Source organism: Streptomyces sp. NPDC054783 (assembly GCF_053611725.1).
Window position 1 is genome coordinate 181,462 of record NZ_JBSHAY010000012.1, and the last position, 17,767, is coordinate 199,228.

The 17,767-nt window shown below is 70.6% G+C and carries 12 protein-coding genes; 7 read left to right on the plus strand and 5 right to left on the minus strand.

Going from position 1 to position 17,767, the window contains the following annotated elements:
• The first annotated feature begins 12 nt into the window (after positions 1 to 12).
• Genes ACWGJ5_RS22450 through ACWGJ5_RS22460 form a run of 3 tightly spaced genes read left to right on the plus strand, consistent with a single transcriptional unit; the run spans position 13 to position 7,554 of the window.
• Complete coding sequence (locus ACWGJ5_RS22450; RefSeq protein ID WP_453311443.1) at positions 13 to 3,258, plus strand: glycosyl hydrolase family 28 protein; 3,246 nt, start codon at positions 13 to 15, stop codon at positions 3,256 to 3,258.
• Positions 3,255 to 5,501: an alpha-galactosidase gene (locus ACWGJ5_RS22455; protein WP_453311444.1), complete on the plus strand. Its 2,247-nt coding sequence runs from the start codon at positions 3,255 to 3,257 to the stop codon at positions 5,499 to 5,501. Before ACWGJ5_RS22450 ends, ACWGJ5_RS22455 begins: the two co-directional genes overlap by 4 nt.
• Before the next feature lie 22 nt (positions 5,502 to 5,523).
• Positions 5,524 to 7,554, plus strand: coding sequence for a PQQ-dependent sugar dehydrogenase (locus tag ACWGJ5_RS22460; protein ID WP_453311445.1), 2,031 nt, complete (start codon positions 5,524 to 5,526; stop codon positions 7,552 to 7,554).
• A gap of 25 nt (positions 7,555 to 7,579) precedes the next feature.
• Here the strand turns inward: ACWGJ5_RS22460 and ACWGJ5_RS22465 are convergent, their stop codons facing one another.
• A complete protein-coding gene (locus ACWGJ5_RS22465) occupies positions 7,580 to 9,406 on the minus strand; it encodes an AMP-dependent synthetase/ligase (protein ID WP_453311446.1) in 1,827 nt (608 codons plus the stop codon).
• 642 nt (positions 9,407 to 10,048) lie between these two features.
• On the minus strand, positions 10,049 to 10,918 hold the full coding sequence (locus ACWGJ5_RS22470; protein ID WP_453311447.1) for a LysR substrate-binding domain-containing protein: 870 nt from the start codon (positions 10,916 to 10,918) through the stop codon (positions 10,049 to 10,051).
• Positions 10,919 to 11,080: 162 nt separating this feature from the next.
• Between ACWGJ5_RS22470 and ACWGJ5_RS22475 the strand changes: the two genes are divergently transcribed.
• A complete protein-coding gene (locus ACWGJ5_RS22475) occupies positions 11,081 to 12,097 on the plus strand; it encodes a bile acid:sodium symporter family protein (RefSeq protein WP_453311512.1) in 1,017 nt (338 codons plus the stop codon).
• Here the strand turns inward: ACWGJ5_RS22475 and ACWGJ5_RS22480 are convergent.
• Together ACWGJ5_RS22480 and ACWGJ5_RS22485 are read right to left on the minus strand one after the other, a co-directional pair.
• Entirely contained in the window at positions 12,047 to 13,924 is a 1,878-nt protein-coding gene (locus tag ACWGJ5_RS22480) for an exo-alpha-sialidase (protein WP_453311448.1), read from the minus strand. The genes ACWGJ5_RS22475 and ACWGJ5_RS22480 overlap by 51 nt on opposite strands.
• A 139-nt stretch (positions 13,925 to 14,063) precedes the next feature.
• Positions 14,064 to 14,981 (minus strand): quinone oxidoreductase family protein, encoded by a 918-nt coding sequence (locus tag ACWGJ5_RS22485; RefSeq protein WP_453311449.1) that lies wholly within the window; start codon positions 14,979 to 14,981, stop codon positions 14,064 to 14,066.
• A 130-nt stretch (positions 14,982 to 15,111) separates the two neighbouring features.
• Here ACWGJ5_RS22485 and ACWGJ5_RS22490 point away from each other — a divergent pair, with 130 nt between their 5' ends.
• Positions 15,112 to 15,549, plus strand: a complete 438-nt coding sequence (locus ACWGJ5_RS22490) for a MarR family winged helix-turn-helix transcriptional regulator (RefSeq protein WP_453311450.1) — start codon at positions 15,112 to 15,114, stop codon at positions 15,547 to 15,549.
• A 19-nt stretch (positions 15,550 to 15,568) separates the two neighbouring features.
• Positions 15,569 to 16,096 (plus strand): isochorismatase family protein, encoded by a 528-nt coding sequence (locus tag ACWGJ5_RS22495; RefSeq protein WP_453311451.1) that lies wholly within the window; start codon positions 15,569 to 15,571, stop codon positions 16,094 to 16,096.
• A 4-nt stretch (positions 16,097 to 16,100) separates the two neighbouring features.
• Here ACWGJ5_RS22495 and ACWGJ5_RS22500 read toward each other — a convergent pair whose 3' ends face one another.
• Complete coding sequence (locus ACWGJ5_RS22500; RefSeq protein ID WP_453311452.1) at positions 16,101 to 16,820, minus strand: SDR family oxidoreductase; 720 nt, start codon at positions 16,818 to 16,820, stop codon at positions 16,101 to 16,103.
• A 120-nt stretch (positions 16,821 to 16,940) separates the two neighbouring features.
• On the opposite strand from ACWGJ5_RS22500, the gene ACWGJ5_RS22505 reads away from it, so the two are divergent.
• Complete coding sequence (locus tag ACWGJ5_RS22505) at positions 16,941 to 17,756, plus strand: LysR family transcriptional regulator (protein ID WP_453311453.1); 816 nt, start codon at positions 16,941 to 16,943, stop codon at positions 17,754 to 17,756.
• Positions 17,757 to 17,767 lie beyond the last annotated feature (11 nt).

Here is a 17,767-nt window from a genome sequence, read left to right on the forward strand (position 1 = left end):
GGAGCGGTCTTCGTGAAACCCGCCATCGCCGACCCGAGACGGGCGGCGGCGATCGTGCTGTGCGTCCTCGCCGTCGTCCTCGGCCTCACCCACCCCGCCGCCTTCGCGGCCCCGCACCCTGCCACGCCTCGCCCGGCAACCGTTTACGACGTGCGCGACTACGGCGCCAAGGGCGACGGCTCGACCAACGACACCCCCGCCATCGACAGGGCCGTCACCGCGGCCAACGCGGCGGGCGGCGGCACCGTCCGCCTCCCGGCCGGCACCTACAAGTCCAAGAACACCATCCACATGAAGAGCCATGTGACGCTCCAGGTCGACAAGGGCGCCACCCTCCAGGGCTCCTCCGCCGGCACCTACGACCCGCCCGAGTCCAACCCGAACGACAAGTACCAGGACTACGGGCACAGCCACTTCCACGACGCGATGATCTACGGCGACCGGCTGACCGACATCGGTTTCACCGGCGGCGGGGTCATCGACGGCGCCGGCAACCTGATCACCGGCAACCCCAAGCCCGGGCAGGCCGACAAGATCCTCGCGCTGACCCGCTGCGACGGGCTCCGGCTCGGCGACGGTCTCACGCTGCGCCGCGGCGGCCACTTCGCCGCCCTGATCAACGGCTGCACGAATGTCGTCTCCGACCACCTGACCATCGACACCGCGAGCGACCGCGACGGCTGGAACGTCATCTCCACGACCGACGTCACGATCACCAACGCGCACATCGCGGCCAACGACGACGCCCTGGTCTTCAAGAGCGACTACGCCCTCGGCGCCAAGCTCCCCAACGGCCATGTGCGCGTGAGCGATTCGGTACTGTCGGCGCGCTGCTGCAACGCCCTGATGTTCGGCTCCGAGACCTGCGGCGACTTCTCCGACTACCAGTTCGAGAAGATCCGTATCGAAGGCGCCGACAAGTCCGGGCTCGGCATGGTCTCCATGGACGGCGCGAAGATCTCCGACGTCCACTACCGCGACATCACCATGACCGACGTGCACTCGCCGATCATGCAGAAGATCGGCACCCGTAGGCGATGCGGAAACAGTCCCGGCGTCGGCTCGATCAGCAACATCACCTACGACAACATCACGGCCACCGGCAACAGCCCGTCCTTCAGCCCGACCCTGTGGGGCGAGGACGGTCACCGCATCAGCGACGTCACCTTCAGCCATGTCAACCTCACCGTCCCCGGCGGCAACGGCACCATGGCCACCGGTGTGCCGAGCAACGACCCCAAGGACTACAACCCCAAGAGCATCGGGACCCGGCCGGCGTACGGCTGGTACCTGCACGACGCCGACGGCGTCACCTTCACCGACAGCTCCGTGAAGTTCGCGGCGGACGACGGCCGCCCCGCCTTCATCGCCAACGCGGCGAGCGGCATCCGGTTGACCCGGTTCACAGCGCAGAAGGGCGGCAACTCACCTCACGACCTCGGTTTCCAGTCCGTCACCGGCTACTGCGTCAGCGACAGCCACACCACCAACGGCGGCGCCCTGCGCGTGTCCGCGAGCGGATCCAGCCAGAACTGCGCGGCACCGGTACGCCCCGGCGACGTCGAGAACCCCCGCCAGGCCTTCCTCCGCGCCTCCGTCGGCGGCCTCTTCCTGCACTGGGGCCTGCGCACCACCCCCGCGCACACCAGCTGCACCGCCTGGGAGAAGGACGTAACCAGCGGCGGCTGGACGCCGGACTACTGGGTGAACGAGGCGCGGAAACTGCACACGCAGTACATCGTGCTCGCGACCTTCCACAGCCGACTCGGCTACGCCCGCCCGTGGCCGTCGAAGATCCCCGGTTCCTGCTCCACCAAGCGTGACTTCCTCGGTGAGCTGATCAACGCCGCGAAGGCCAAGGGCATGAAGGTCATCCTCTACATGACCGACGACCCCCAGTGGCACGACGAGGGCGGCCACGAGTGGCTCGACTCGGCCGCCTACTCCGCCTACAAGGGCAAGAACGTCGACCTGACCACCCGCGACGGCTTCGGGCAGTTCTCGTACGACAACTTCTTCGAGGTCATGGACCGCTACCCCGACCTCGGCGGCTTCTGGATCGACAACGACAACGCGTACTGGGAGAGCCACAACCTCTACGCGCAGATCTATCAGAAGCGCCCGAACTACACGCTCAGCAACAACAACGAAGACACGCCGATCATGGACATGATCAGCAATGAGCAGAAGGCGGGGATGACGCCCGCCTACGACTACCCGCAGGCGATCTACACTGCCCAACCCCGCCTGACCGAGGCCGACTTCAAGCTGCCGTCGACCGGCGCCTGGTGGTACGACGGCTCGAACCCCACCGTCGACAAGATGCTCACCCTCGGTCGGCTGATCACCAACGCCGGCTCCTCGGTGAAGGCGCTCATGGCGGAGACCGCCCAGGTCAACGGGAAGTTCCCGGCGAACCAGGCCGACTTCAACAACTTCGCGAACTCCTACCTCGACAAGATCTGGGAGTCCCTGCACGGCACCGAGGGCGGCGGCTACATGTACGGCGGCCTCAAGCCCGGCTTCTGGAACGACGGCGCCCACGGCGTCACCACCGTCGCCAAGGACGACCCGAACCGGCAGTACATCCACGTCCTGACCCCGCCGAGCACCGGTACCCTGCGCATCCGCGACAACGGTTACCGCATCACCTCGGTCACCAACCTCCGCACGGGAGCGCCGGTTTCGTGGTCGCAGTCCGGCGGCGTGCTCACCCTCACCGGTCTCGGCGGCTGGGACCCGTACGACACCGTCTTCAAGGTGATCACCGCGGGGCGCCAGGGCATCGCGACCGGCGTCAAGGTCACCGCGAGCACGGCCGCGAGCGGCCACTCCGGCTCCGCCGCCGGCGACGGCGACCACCTCACCTACTGGGACAACGACAAGACGCTCCCGGTCAGCCTCACCTTCGACCTCGGCACGGCGCAGAAGGCGCAGTACCTCGGGCTGAACCAGCGCGAGGACTCCGTCGCCTACGCCCGCTCCGCCACCGAACAGTCCGCGCGCATCAAGGCCTACAGGGTCTACCTCAGCGACGACGGCAAGAACTGGGGCAGCCCGGTGAAGACCGGACAACTTCCGAGCGCCCGTGGCATCCAGGGCATCGACCTGCCCGGCACCACGGCCCGCTATGTCCGCCTCGAGGTCGACACCACCTGGGCCGCCTCCACCGACACCACCCGCTACCAGCGGCTGCGGATCGACGAGGCCTGGATCGGCACCTCCTACGCCACACCCGCCCCGAAGGGACGTCCATGACCCGCCTAAGAACCCTCACGACGGCGGCGGCCGGGCTGCTCGTCGTCGCCGTGCCCCTCACCGGCGCCGCCCACCCCGCGGCCGCGTCCGACAACGGCCAGTCCCTGCGGCCCGCCATGGGCTGGAGCAGCTGGAGTTTCGTACGCCGGCAGCCCACTGAGGCGAAGATCGAGGCCCAGGCCGACGCGCTGGTGTCGAGCGGCCTGAAGGACCACGGTTTCGTCCAGGTCGACCTCGACGACTTCTGGCAGAAATGCGATGCAAACGGTTTCACGGTCGACTCCCACGGCCGCTGGGCCGTGGACACCGCCAAGTTTCCCGACGGCATCGAGGCCCTCGCCGATCACGTCCACGCCGAGGGCCTGAAGTTCGGCTTCTACGTCACCCCCGGCATCGCGAAGAACGCCGTCCTGAAGAACACCCCGATCGAGGGCACGCCGTACCACGCGAAGGACATCGCGGACACCTCGAAGACGGAGAAGAACTACAACTGCAGGAACATGTACGCCATCGACTACTCCCGGCCCGGCGCCCAGGAGTTCGTCAACTCGTGGGCCAGGCAGTTCGCTTCATGGGGAGTCGACTACCTGAAGATCGACGGCGTGGGCAGCCAGGACATCCCCGACGTCCAGGCCTGGGACAAGGCCCTGCGGGCCACCGGCCGGCCCATCACCTTCGCCCTGTCCAACAACCTCCCCCTCGACCACGCCACCACCTGGCGCGAGCTCGCCAACAGCTGGCGCACCCAGGGTGACGTCGAGTGCTACTGCGGTCCGGGCCCCAACGGAAGCGGCTACCCGCTCACGAACTGGTCCCACGTCTCCACCCGCTTCGACTCGGCCGCCGCCTGGCAGCCGTACGCCGGGCCCGGCGGGTGGAACGACCTGGACTCCCTGGAGATCGGCAACGGCGACCGGGCGGGACTCACCGCCGACCAGCGCCGCTCCCAGTTCACGCTCTGGACGATGGCGGCGGCACCGCTGCTGCTGGGCACCGACCTGACCCACCTCGACCCGGTCGACAAGGCGATGCTCACCAACGACCGGCTGATCGGCGTGGACCAGGACGGGGCCGCGGCGAAGCGGATCGTGAACAGCGGGGGCAAGCAGGTCTGGAGCAAGCGGGAGAGCAACGGCGACTACGTGGTGGCCCTGTTCAACACCGGAACCTCCGGCAGCGCCACGGTCACCGTGAACTGGTCCCAGGTCGGTTTCACCGGCTCCGGTGACGTCACCGACCTGTGGTCCGGTTCCCACAAGGGCACGGTCACCGGCTCCTACAGCGCGACCCTCCGCCCCGGCGAGACCCGGCTCGTCAAGGTCAGGCCCACCGCCGCCGCGAAGTCACTCGCGGCGTCCCCCGGCATGGCCGTCGCCCCCTACGAGTACCTGGGCTGGGGCGATCCGCCGGACCCGACCGAGGTGATGTCGGCGACCGGCGCCAAGTGGTTCACCCTCGCCTTCGTCCTGTCCGACGGCATCTGCAACCCCAAGTGGGACGGCACCCGGCCGCTGACCGGCGGCGGCGACCAGTCGGCGATCAACCGCATACGGTCCGCGGGCGGCGATGTGATCGTCTCCGTCGGCGGCTGGAGCGGCGCCAAGCTGGGGGAGAAGTGCTCCAGTGCCTCCGCACTGGCCGGCGCCTACCAGAAGGTGATCAACGCCTACGGGCTGAAGGCGCTCGACATCGACATCGAGAACACCGAGTGGTCGAACGCCACCGTCCGCCAGCGTGTCGTGGACGCCCTGACGACCGTGAAGGCGAACAACCCCGGTCTGAAGACGGTCATCACCTTCGGCACCGCCACCAGCGGCCCCGACGCCACCGGCGTCGACATGATCAAGCGCGCGGCAAGGTCCGGCCTGGCCAACGACGTCTGGTGCGTCATGCCGTTCGACTTCGGCGGCGGCACCGCGAACATGGGCACCCTCACCACGCAGGCCGTGGAGGGCCTCAAGGCCCGGGTCAAGGCCGCCTACGGCTACGAGGACGCCACCGCCTACGCCCACATCGGCCTGTCGTCCATGAACGGAAAGACCGACGACTCCGGTGAGCGCGTCCGCGTCGCCGACTTCCGGACCATGCTCGCCTACGCCCGGCAGCACCACATCGCGCGCCTCACCTACTGGTCCGCCAACCGCGACCGCCCCTGCGGCCCCGGCACCGACGGCGACTCCTGCAGCGGCGTGTCGCAGCAGCCGTACGACTACCTCAAGGTCTTCACCCAGTACACGGGCTGAGGGAAAACAAGGGGAAACACCCATGCATCTCAAGAGAGTTCTGCCGTACGGCCTGGCCGCGGCCCTCGCGCTGCCCCTGGCCGGCCTCAGTCAGGGCACCGCCCTCGCGGCGACCGACTACCAGGCCGAGGACGCCCTGATCTCCCAGGGCACCGTCGCCGGCAACCACACCGGCTTCACGGGCACCGGTTTCGTCGACTACACCAACGTCAAGGGCTCCTACGTGGAGTTCACGGTCAGCGCGGCCTCCGCCGGGCCCGCGTCGGTCACCCTGCGGTACGCCAACGGCACCACGGCCGACCGGCCGATGGACCTCTCCGTCAACGGCACCGTCGTCGCGCCCGCCGTCTCCTTCCCGGCCACGGCGGACTGGAACACCTGGGCCGCCAAGTCCGTCAACGTCACCCTGAAGGCGGGCAGCAACAAGATCCGGGCGACCGCCACCTCGGCGAACGGCGGCCCCAACCTCGACCGCATGAGCCTCGGCACGCCGACCGACACCCAGGCCCCCACCCGCCCCGGGCAGCCCTCCTGCTCGGACATCGGCGAGGACCGTCTGACCCTGTCCTGGGGCGCGTCGACCGACGACGTGGGCGTCGCGGCGTACGACCTCTACGAACACGGCAACAAGATCGGCGAGGCGCCGGGCAGCGCGACGTCGAAGACACTGACCGGGCTCGCCCCGAACACCACCTACGACCTCACGGTCATCGCCCGTGACGCGGCCGGCAACACCTCGCCCGCCAGCCCGGTCGTCGACTGCACCACCAAGCCCAGCTCCGACACCACACCGCCGACCGCGCCCGGCACCCTGCACACGGCAAACGTCACGTCGAACACGGTCGACCTCACCTGGGGCGCCTCGACCGACGACCACGCGGTCACCGCCTACGACGTGCGCAGCGACACCACCGTCTACAAGACCGTGACCAGCGGCACGTCCACCACGCTCACCGGGCTCGCCTGCGACAGCCCGTACAGCCTGAACGTCGTCGCCCGGGACGCCGCCGGCAACGTCTCCGCGCCGAGCAACACGGTCTCCTTCACCACCAAGGCCTGCGCCACCGACGGCGGTGTCCCGTCCTCCATCGCCACCCTCTCCACCGGCTGGACCATCCCCTGGGGCACCTACTGGATGCCCGACGGCCAGTCCGCCCTGGTCACCGAGCGGGACGACTTCCGGGTGTGGAAGCTGACCAGGAGCGGCACGAAGACACAGGTGGGCACGGTTCCCAACGCGGTCACCACCAACGGCGAGGGCGGTCTGCTCGGCGTCGCCGTCGACCCCAAGTGGGAGACCAACCACTACGTCTACTTCATGCACACCGCCGCCGAGGGCAACCGGGTCGTCCGCATGACCTACGACGGCACGACACTCAGCGACTACAAGGTGCTGCTGCAGGGCATCAAGAAGAACCGCTACCACAACGGCGGCCGCCTCGCCTTCGGCCCCGACGGCTACCTGTACGTCTCCACCGGCGAGGCCCAGCAGCCCGACATCGCGCAGGACAAGAACTCCCTCAACGGCAAGATCCTGCGCATGACCACCGACGGCAGGCCGGCCCCCGGCAACCCCTTCGGCAACTACGTCTACTCCTACGGCCACCGCAACCCGCAGGGCCTCGCCTTCGACCGCAACGGGCGGCTCTGGGAGGCCGAGTTCGGCAACAGCTCCAAGGACGAACTCAACCTCATCAAGCCCGGCGCCAACTACGGCTGGCCCACCTGCGAGGGCACCTGCAACGTCGCGGGCATGACCAACCCCAAGGCCACCTGGAACGTCTCCGAGGCTTCGCCGAGCGGCATCGCCATCGTCCGCAACGTGATCTACATGGCGTCCCTGCGCGGCGAACGTCTGTGGCGCATCCCCGTCAACGGCGACACCGAGAGCGTCGGCACACCGAGCGCGTACTACGTCGGCACCTACGGCCGGCTACGCACCGTCACCAAGGTGCCGGGCGCCGACCAGCTGTGGCTGTCCACCACCAACTGCGACAACAACGGAGGTGCCGCCGACGGGTCCGACAAGATCTTCAAGCTGACGATCAGTTGACGGAGTATCAGGTCAGCCGGATCCGTCAACTCCGGTAGAGGGCCTCGACCTCGTTGCCGTACGCCTTCTCGATCGCCTTCCGCTTCAGCTTCAGCGAGGGCGTGAGCAGGCCGTGTTCCTCGGTGAACGGCTGCGCGAGTATGCGGAAGGTGCGGATCGACTCGGCCTGGGAGACGAGGGTGTTGGCGGCGACCACCGCCCGCCGCACCTCCGTCTCCAGGTCCGGGTCGCGCACCAGCTCGACCGGGGTCATCCTCGGCTTTCCGCGCATCTGCAGCCAGTGCTCGACGGCCTCCTGGTCGAGGGTGACCAGGGCGGCGATGTAGGGGCGGTCGTTGCCGACGACGATGCACTGGTTGACCAGCGGATGCTCCCGGACCCGCTCCTCCAGCACACCGGGGGAGACGCTCTTGCCGCCGGAGGTCACCAGGATCTCCTTCTTGCGGCCGGTGATGGTCAGGTAGCCGTCCTCGTCCAGCGAACCGAGGTCGCCGGTGGCCAGCCAGCCGTCGTGCAGGGTCTCGTCGCTGGCCTTCGGATTGTTGAGATATCCCTGGAAGACGTTCCCCCCGTACAGCCAGATCTCCCCGTCGTCGCCGATGTGCACGGTCACCCCGGGGATGGCCTGGCCGACGGTGCCGTAACGGGTGCGTTCGGGCGGGTTGGCGGTCGCCGCGGCCGTCGACTCGGTCAGGCCGTAGCCCTCGTAGATCTGCACGCCGGCGCCGGCGAAGAACAGGCCCAGCCGGCGGTCCATCGCCGAACCGCCGGACATGGCGTTGCGGATCCGGCCGCCCATCGCCGCGCGGACCTTGGAGTAGACGACCTTCTCGAAGAACTGGTGCTGCATGCGCAGCCCCGCCGACGGGCCGGGCCCGGTGCCCCACGCCTTGGCCTCCACGGCCTCCGCGTACTTCACCGCGACGTCGACCGCCTTCTCGAACGGCCCGGACTTGCCGTCCTTCTCCGCCTTCCGGCGGGCCGCGTTGAACACCTTCTCGAAGATGTACGGCACCGCCAGGATGAACGTCGGCTTGAACGCCTGCAGGTCGGGCAGCAGGGCGGCGGCGTTCAGCTGCGGCTGGTGCCCGAAGCGGACCCGGCCGCGGATCGCGGCGACCTCCACCATGCGCCCGAAGACGTGCGCGAGCGGCAGGAACAGCAGGGTGGAGGCCTCGTCGTCCTTCTTGGTGTGGAACACCGGCGCCCACCGCTGGATCATCGTGTCCGCCTCGTACATGAAGTTGGCGTGCGAGAGGACACAGCCCTTGGGGCGGCCGGTGGTGCCCGAGGTGTAGATGATGGTGGCGACCGAGTCCGGGGTGACCGCCTGCCGGTGCCGGTGGACCAGGTCGTCGTCCAGGTGCGCCCCGGCGTCGTACAGCTCCTGCACACAGCCGGAGTCCAGCTGCCACAGCTGGCGCAGCTGCGGGAGGCGGTCGATGACGGTGGCGATGGTCATCGCGTGGTCCTCGTGCTCCACGATCGCCGCGGACACCTCGGCGTCGTACAGCATCCAGAAGCACTGCTCGGCCGAGGAGGTGGGGTAGATGGGCACCACCTGGGCGCCGATCGACCACAGGGCGAAGTCGAACAGGGTCCACTCGTAGCGGGTGCGGGACATGATGGCGACGCGGTCGCCGAAGCGGATGCCGCGCGCGAGGAGGCCCTTGGCGAGGGCCATGACCTCGTCGCGGAACTCGGCGGACGTCACCTCCCGCCACTGCCCGGAGGCGTCCTTGCGTCCGAGAGCGACGTGTGCCGGGTCCGTCCGGGCATGCTCGAAGACCGCGTCGGCCAGACCGCCCACCGGCGGTGCCGACGTGAGCGGCGGGTTGGTGAACTCGCGCAAACCTCGCTCCCCGATCCTCGCTGCATGGTCACGCCCGTGATGCTCGGCACAGCGCGGTGAAAGCTACCCCACGCCGTCACCGGACGGGAGGGGGGCGGAAACCGAGCAAACCTCACGTTTCCCCCGGGAGGTGACCGGAAAATGCCCGCACATGGGGAAGGGCCGGACACAGTACTGACGGGTCAGTAAGTTTCGGTGCCGTAATCTCCACCGAATCTGTACGCGGCGATTACGGCGCACACCGTACCGATCGTCGCATACCCGGCACCATCGGGACCGGGTGGCGTACGCCGCGAGAGCGGCCCCGGAGCATCTCCCCGGGAACCGCCCTCGCCGCCGCGCCTCGCGGTCAGCGGTGCGCCGACACCGCCTTCGCCGCCTCCGTCTGCTGCGCGTCCGCCCAGGACCCTTCCGCTGGGCGGGCCGGTCCGCCCGCACGAGCAGCGGCACCAGTACGCCCCCGACCGTGCCCGCGAGCCCCGCCACCACCTCCTCGTGGTCCGCGTCGGTCCCCGGAACGGCCCGGCTCCACGCCCACCTCGGCGCTCCCCTCGGGCAGCTGGAGGGAGCGCAGCACGTGGAGGCCACGCTGTTCCTGCGCCGGGTCGAGCAGCTGCCGTACCCGGTGCCCCGCTGGCGTCCTCAGCCGCCCCGCCGCCGCAGCCGCTCCCCGCCTGCTAGGACGGCCGTGGCCAGCGCGTTCGCTGCTTCCTCTGCCGTGCCCCGGCGTCGGCCGTGGGCGAGGACGAAGTCGACCTTGCCGAGGTCGGGCAGGCCGGTGCGGTCCGGCAGGCGGACGAGGCCGGGCGGAATCAGGTGCCGGGAGTGGGCCATCACGCCGAGCCCGGCGCGCGCCGCCGCGAGCAGCCCGTTGAGGCTGCCGCTGGTACACACGATCCGCCAGGCGCGGCCCTCCCGCTCCAGCGCCTCCAGTGCGCGGGCCCGGGTGATGCCGGGCGGGGGATACACGATCAGCGGGACGGGCCGGTCCGCGTCCAGGCGCAGCCGCTCGGCGCCGATCCACACCAGGTCGTCGCGCCAGACCAGGTCGCCGCGCGGATCCTCCGGGCGCCGCTTGGCGAGGACCAGGTCCAGCTTCCCGGCGGCCAGCTGCTCGTGCAGGGTGCCGGACAGTTCCACGGTCAGCTCCAGGTCGACTTCCGGATGGTCGTAGCGGAAGCCCTCCAGGATCTCCGGCAGCCGGGTGAGCACGAAGTCCTCGGACGCCCCGAACCGCAGCCGGCCGCGTACCCGGGTGCCGGTGAAGAACGCCGTCGCCTGTTCGTGGACGCGCAGGATCCGGCGGGCGAAGCCCAGCATCGCCTCGCCGTCCTCGGTGAGCTCCACCGAGTGGGTGTCCCGGGCGAACAGCTGCCGCCCGGTCGCGTCCTCCAGCCGGCGCACGTGCTGGCTCACCGTGGACTGGCGCAGCCCCAGCCGGCGCGCGGCCTGCGTGAAGCTCAGCGTCTGGGCGACCGCGAGAAAGGTGCGCAGGTGCGTCGGGTCGTACACGGTACAAGGCTATCGCGATCTGTGATGACAGTCAGAGCGGTGACCGGGATTCCCGATCGGCGCTCCGAGGGGGAAGATGAACGGGGGCCCTGCGGGGCCGCACCGGAACGAAAGCAAGAGAGCAATCGGAGCACCGTGAAACGCCTGCGCTGGCCGAGCTGGATGCCGATCGACCCCTACATCGTCCTGCTGCTCGGGACCGTGGGTCTCGCCGCGCTGCTGCCGGCCAGGGGCACCGCCTCCGACGTGGCCTCGGGCGCGTCGACGGCCGCGATCGCCTTCCTCTTCTTCCTCTACGGCGCCCGGCTCTCCACCCGGGAGGCGCTGGACGGGCTGCGTCACTGGCGCCTCCACGTCACCGTGCTGGTCTGCACGTTCGTCCTCTTCCCGGTGTTCGGGCTGGCGGCGCGCGCTCTGGTGCCGGTGCTGCTGACCCAGCCGCTCTACCAGGGGCTGCTGTTCCTGACGCTGGTGCCGTCCACGATCCAGTCGTCCATCGCGTTCACCTCGATCGCCCGCGGCAACGTGCCCGCGGCGATCTGCGCGGGCTCCTTCTCCTCCCTCATCGGCATCGTCCTCACCCCGCTGCTCGCCGCCGCGGTGCTCGGCAACAGCGGCGGGGGGTTCTCCGCCGACTCACTGGTCAAGATCGTGCTCCAGCTGCTGGTGCCGTTCCTCGCCGGGCAGGTGCTGCGCCGCTGGATCGGAGGCTTCGTCGCCCGGCACAAGAAGGTCCTCGGGCTGGTCGACCGGGGCTCGATCCTGCTGGTCGTCTACACCGCCTTCAGCGAGGGCATGACCCGGGGCATCTGGCACCAGGTCAGCCCCGCCCGGCTCGGCGGGCTGCTCGCCGTCGAGGCCGCCCTGCTCGCCGTGATGCTCCTGCTGACCTGGTTCGGCGGCAGGGCGCTCGGCTTCGGCCGGGAGGACCGGATCGCCATCCAGTTCGCCGGCTCGAAGAAGTCCCTCGCCTCCGGGCTGCCCATGGCCAGTGTCCTCTTCGGCGCCCACGCCTCCCTCGCCGTGCTGCCGCTGATGCTCTTCCACCAGATGCAGCTGATGGTGTGCGCGGTCATCGCCAAGCGCCGGGCCCGGGACCCGGAGGAGGTCCCGGGCAGCGCCGGAGAGTCAGCCGCTCACCCGGTCCAGGGGCAGCCACAGGACCGTGTCCTTCGGTGACCTGAGCGCCTTCGCGTCCGACAGTTCCTCGTCGCTCAGGGCCCGGTCCCAGACGTGCACCTCGTCGATGGCGCCGGTGAAGAAGGCCCGGCTGTCCATGCGCTGACCGATGTGCACGCCGAAGGGGGAGTTACGGCTGACCGACCCCGGTATGTCGGCGACGGAGGCCTCCGTACCGTCCACGAACAGCGACAGCCGCCCCCCGCCCCGGCGCAGCACCAGGTGGTGCCACCGGCCGTCGTTGTACGCGGTGTCCGTGCGGACGTACGCGGTCTGCGGCGCGATCGCCCCGTCCCGTACCGTGATCAGCCCCTGTATGCGGTTGTTCGCCGGCTCCCCGCGCACCCACACCTGCGGCTGGGTGGTGCCGATCCCGCCCATCCACAGCAGCGGCTGCTCCCCGGTCGTGGCCGTGTACCGGAACCACAGGGAGGCTGTGAAGTCCTTCGTCCCCAGGGGGAGCCCGGTGCGGAAGGGCAGGCGTACGGCGGCGTCGGTGCCGTCGAACTCCAGCGCGCCGCCGAAGACGCCGTCCGTCTCCTCGGCGCCGCCGAGCACCGCGGCCGGGCGGGCGTGCGGGGCGAGGTCGGCGGTGACCGGGTCGGGGCCGCGGCGCGGGGCGAGCCAGTCCTCGGTGAAGCGGGCGAAGCGGATCTCGTCGCGCGCGTCCACCGCGCCGCCCTCGTAGATGAGGCCCACGGTGTCCGCGTCGGCGCGCACCAGGTCGGAGTAGCCGGACCAGTCCGTGGTGACGACCGTGCCGCGGTCCACGCTGTCCCAGGTGCGGCCGCCGTCGTAGGAGGAGCGGATCATCATCGTCCGCCGCCGGTCGGGGTCGGCGGGGCAGGCCAGCAGAAGGCGGTCGTCCAGGCGCAGCACGGAACCCTGCACCTGCGGGGCGTACAGGTCGGGCAGGTCGTGGAAGGGCGCGGTGAAGCTGCCTCCGCCGTCGCGGCTGACGGCCTGGGTGCGGTGGCCGAGGTCGGTGCCGTCCTGCTCCCGGCCGCTGACCAGGAGGGAGCCGTCGCCGCGCTCGGCGAGGGTGAGTTCGGACGGCTTCTGCCGGAAGGTGCCGTCGTCGGCGATGGGCCAGGTGTCGGTGGCGCCGATCCGCCAGTGGCCGCCGTGGTCGTCGCTGACGATCAGTGCCGCGTGGTTGGCGGTGACCCGGCTGCCGTCCCAGGTCTCGGTGTTCACCCCGAAGACCAGCCGGCCCGCGTACCGGCCCCGGGTGAGCTGGATTCCGTGCACGGGGCCGGTCGCGTACCAGGAGTTCCAGTCGGCGGGCAGGATCTCCGGGCTCAGATCGCGCGGCTCGGACCAGGTCCGGCCGTCGTCGTCGCTGTACTGCAGGTGCGGGGTGCGGTCGCAGGGGATCGAGCAACTGGCGCTGTCGGTACGGCCGGTGTTGTACGTCTCCGCGAGCCAGACCCGGCCCGTTGCGCGGTCCACGATCGGCGCCGGGTTGCCGTGCGTGTCCCCGGCACCCTCGTTGACCACCTGCAACGGGCCCCAGGTGCGGCCGCCGTCGGTGGAGCGCTTGAGCACGATGTCGATGTCGGCGGCGTCCCCGCAGTTGAGGACCCGGCCCTCGGCGAACGCCAGCAGGGTGCCGTCGGCCGTCCTCACGATCGCCGGTATGCGGAAGCAGGCGTAGCCGGGGTCCTGAGAGGTCTTGAAAAGGATCTGCTGCTCGAACCCGGGTTCGCCCGCAGGGGATTGGGCCTGTGCCGGGTGGGGGGCTGCGAGCGGCACCAGGAGCAGTGCCGCCGTGGTGAGGGCGGTGGCGAGTACGGCTCTGAGACGGGCGCGAAGACCTGACGGCATGATGCGACCTGCCCTTCGTCGGCGGACATCCGGACATCCGGACATCCGGACATCCCACGTCCAACGTGCGCCCCATCGACGGTAGTTGGGGCCAGGTCGCCTCACAAGAAGCGTGCAGCACAAGGAGCGCGCACGGGGTCTACGGGCGCAGCACCACCTTGCCGAGGTTGGCCCGCAGCTCGATCGTCTCGTGCGCCTTCGCCGCGTCCTCCAGGGCGAACTCGGCGTGCACGGCGGGCTTCAGGGCGCCGTCGGCGAACAGGCGCCACAGCTCCTGGCGCCACTGCTCGTACAGGTCCGGCCGGCCGCGGGCGATCAGGGCCATCTGGAACCCGATCACCGACTTGGCGCCGACCAGCAGGTCGTACGCCTGGATGGTGCCGCCGCCCGAGCTGTAGGCGACGAGGCGGCCGTGCGGGGCCAGGGCGGCGAGCGCGGGGGTGAGCAGGTCACCGCCGACGGCGTCCAGTACGCAGTCGACGGGGTCTCCCCAGCTGTCGTCGCCGTACCGGACGCAGTCGTCCGCGCCGAGCGAGCGGACGAACCCGGCCTTGCCCGGGTCGGACACGGCGCCCACCACCCGTCCGGCGCCCCGCGCCCGCGCCAGCTGTACGGCGAGGTGACCGATCCCGCTGGCCGCCGCCGTGACGAGGACCGCCTCGCCCGTGGCCGGCCGCGCCGCCTCCAGCGCCCCGTACGCCACCAGGCCGCTGCGCACCAGTGCGATCGCGTCCACGGCGTCGGCGCCGTCCGGTATCGGGGAGGTCATGGCCTCGTGCAGCAGGGCGAAGTCGGCGTACCCGTGCCCGAAGCACATCCCCGTCACCTGCTCGCCCGGCCGGAAGCGGGTCACGCCCTCGCCGACCGCCACCACCTCGCCGGCGATCTCGCCGCCGAGCGCGATCGGCTCGGCGGCCTCGGTGACCTTGCGGACCACGGGCAGGGTGACGCCGATCGCGGCGCAGCGCACCAGCAGCTCGCCGGGGCCGGGCTCGGGGGCGGGCGCCTCCTCCAGGAACAGGGGGCCGCCGGTGGATTCATACCGGACGCGACGCATCGCACACACCTCCACGGCCGGGCACACCCCGGCACATTGATCGTCGGGAACACCGACGAATTCGTTGGGAGTCCCAACGGTAATGAAATTTCGTTGGGATGTCCAACGGTTTCTCGGCTAGGCTGCCGGCATGGCCGAAGCATCCCTGCCCGCGATCCGCTCCCTGCCCAGCTGGCTCCTCGGGCGCGCCGCCGCCCGGGGTCGTTCCCTGGTCGCCGACGCGCTCGCGGCCGAGGGTCAGAAGATGTGGCACCACGTGGTCCTCTCCGCCGTCCGCGATCTCCAGCCCGTCGCCCAGGCCGACCTCGGCCGCAGCGTGGGCCTGGACCCCAAGGACCTGGTCGGCGTGCTCAACGACCTGCAGTCCGCCGGCCATGTCCTGCGTGCCCCCGACCCCGGGGACCGGCGCAAGAACGCCGTGTCCCTCACCGACGCCGGCGCCCGCCTCCTCCTGCGCTGCGAGAAGGCGGCCCGCGAGGCCAACGACGAGCTGCTCGCCCCGCTGTCGGCCGCCGAACGCGATCAGTTCACGGGCCTGTTGATCCGGATTTCCGGCACGGACGGCTGACGGCGGCTAACGTTCCGTCATGACCGCAGCTCCCGTCCTCGACCCGCAGCGCACCGCCCTGGTCCTCGTCGACCTGATGGAACGTATCGTCGCGCTGCCCCTGGAACCCCGCAAAGGCACCGAAGTGCTCACCACCGCCGAGGAGTTGGCGCGCGCCTTCCGCACCGCCGGCGCACCCGTCGTCCTCGTCCGGGTCGAGCGCCCCTCGGTCGCCGAACAGCCGCCCGGCAGCTCACTCGTGCCCGGCCTCGCCGCACCCGGCGACCTGGAGGTGGTCAAGCGGACCATCGGCGCCTTCCAGGGCACCGGCCTGGACGAGAGGCTGCGCGGACGCGGCGTCACGACCCTGGTGTTCGGCGGCATCGCCACCAACCTCGGTGTCGAGTCGACCGCCCGCGCCGCCGGCGACCTCGGCTACGACCTCGTCTTCGTCGAGGACGCCATGGCCGCCCTCACCGCCGCCGAGCACGAGGCGTCCGTCCGGCTCGACTTCCCCCGGCTCGGCACGGTGGTGACCGCCGCCGACGTACGCCTCACCCCCGCATGAGCCCTCACACCAGCGTCCCGCCCCCGTCCACGACCACCACCGAACCGGTGCTGTAACCCCCACGCATCAGATACAGATACGCCTCCGCCACATCCGCCGGCTCGCCGACCCGCCCCACCGGCAGCGACTCGGCGGACGACCGGAACAGCCCCTCCCGCGCGTCCTGAGGCACCTCCCGCCACAGCTCGGTGCGCACCAGCCCGGGCGAGACCGCGTTGACCCGCAGCGGCGCCAGCTCCACGGCCAGCGCCCGGGCCAGCGACTCCATCGCCCCGCACAGCGCCGACGCCGCACTCGATCCCGGCAGCGGCCGGCGTGCCGCCGTCCCCGTGGTCAGCACCACCGACCCGCCCGGGCGGATCGAGGCGGCGCCGTGCTTCACCGCCGTGTACGCACCCCACAGCCGCGTGTCCAGGAACCGCCGCGCCCGTACGACATCCGCCTCCGCCAGCGGCTCCAGCAGCAGCGGCTCACCCGCGGTGTACACCAGGTGGTCGTACGCGCCGATCCGCTGGAAGACGCCGCGCACCGCGTCCTCGTCCGTCGCGTCCAGCACATGTCCCTCGGCGCCGTCGCCCAGCCGCTTCAGCGCCACTTCCACGCTCTCCTGCCGGCGCGAGGCCACGACCACCTCGGCGCCCTCCCGTGCCGCACCCTCGGCGACCGCGAGTCCGATCCCCGACGTACCCCCGATGACGACGATCCGCTGTCCTTGCAGCCCCATGCTGTTTCCCCTTCCTCGTTGCCTGACGGGATCCAGCCTGCGACCGCCCGCGGCCCGCCGTCCAAGACCTCTTCCGGCAGTGGCGATACCCTGAAGGTATCGCCGACGAAAGGGGTGGCCGTGGACCTCGACCTGCGGAAAGTCCGCTACTTCGTGGCGGTCGCCGAACTCCTGCACTTCGGCCGCGCCGCCGAACGGCTGCACATCGCACAGCCGGTGCTCAGCCGTCAGATCCGCGCACTGGAGAAGGACTTGGGCGCCGAGCTGTTCGTACGCGACAGCCATGGCGTGACAATGACCGACGCAGGACAGCAACTCCTCGACGACGGACGGCAGTTGCTGGACACCGCCGACGGGACGCGCCGCCGCGTACTGCGCGCCGCGCGCGGGCCCCGGCGCCTCCTCGTCGGCTTCCGCGCCGGTGTCGTCGTCACCCGGGCCCTGCGCGCCTTCACGGCGGCGCACCCGGACGTGGAGACCAACGCCCGGCGAGTCGAGTGGGACGACCAGGAGCGGCTGATCCTCGACGGGACCGTCGACATCGCCTACGTACGGCGACCGGTCCGCGAGGCCGGGCTGGAGCTGCGGCCCCTGTACAGCGAGACCCGCGTGGCCATGCTCCCGGAGGGCCACCGGCTGGCCGGCAAGCAGGAGCTGTCGCTCGCCGACCTCGACGGCGAGCGGTGGCTCAGATACGCCGATCCCCGGCCCGGCGACCTGCCGATCCGCACCATCGAGGAGAAGTTCGAGTGCGTGGCCGCCGGCACCGGCATCACGCTCGTCCCGCGCTCGGTCGCCGAGCAGTACTCCCGCCCGGACATCAGCTATGTGCCGGTCACCGACGCCGAACCGGACCAGGTCCTGCTGGCCTGGGCGGCCGGCCGTGGCTCACCCCTGATCACGGCGTTCCTCGAAGCGGCGCAGTCTCCCGGCTGAGGCGGGGCCCG

Bases quoted from the DNA above. Each gene is read 5' to 3' on its own strand.
- ACWGJ5_RS22455 (WP_453311444.1), top strand. From the start codon at position 3,255: ATGACCCGCCTAAGAACCCTCACGACGGCGGCGGCCGGGCTGCTCGTC.
- ACWGJ5_RS22495 (WP_453311451.1), top strand. From the start codon at position 15,569: ATGACCGCAGCTCCCGTCCTCGACCCGCAGCGCACCGCCCTGGTCCTC.
- ACWGJ5_RS22485 (WP_453311449.1), bottom strand. From the start codon at position 14,981: ATGCGTCGCGTCCGGTATGAATCCACCGGCGGCCCCCTGTTCCTGGAG.
- ACWGJ5_RS22500 (WP_453311452.1), bottom strand. From the start codon at position 16,820: ATGGGGCTGCAAGGACAGCGGATCGTCGTCATCGGGGGTACGTCGGGG.
- ACWGJ5_RS22460 (WP_453311445.1), top strand. From the start codon at position 5,524: ATGCATCTCAAGAGAGTTCTGCCGTACGGCCTGGCCGCGGCCCTCGCG.
- ACWGJ5_RS22490 (WP_453311450.1), top strand. From the start codon at position 15,112: ATGGCCGAAGCATCCCTGCCCGCGATCCGCTCCCTGCCCAGCTGGCTC.
- ACWGJ5_RS22475 (WP_453311512.1), top strand. From the start codon at position 11,081: ATGCCGATCGACCCCTACATCGTCCTGCTGCTCGGGACCGTGGGTCTC.
- ACWGJ5_RS22480 (WP_453311448.1), bottom strand. From the start codon at position 13,924: ATGCCGTCAGGTCTTCGCGCCCGTCTCAGAGCCGTACTCGCCACCGCC.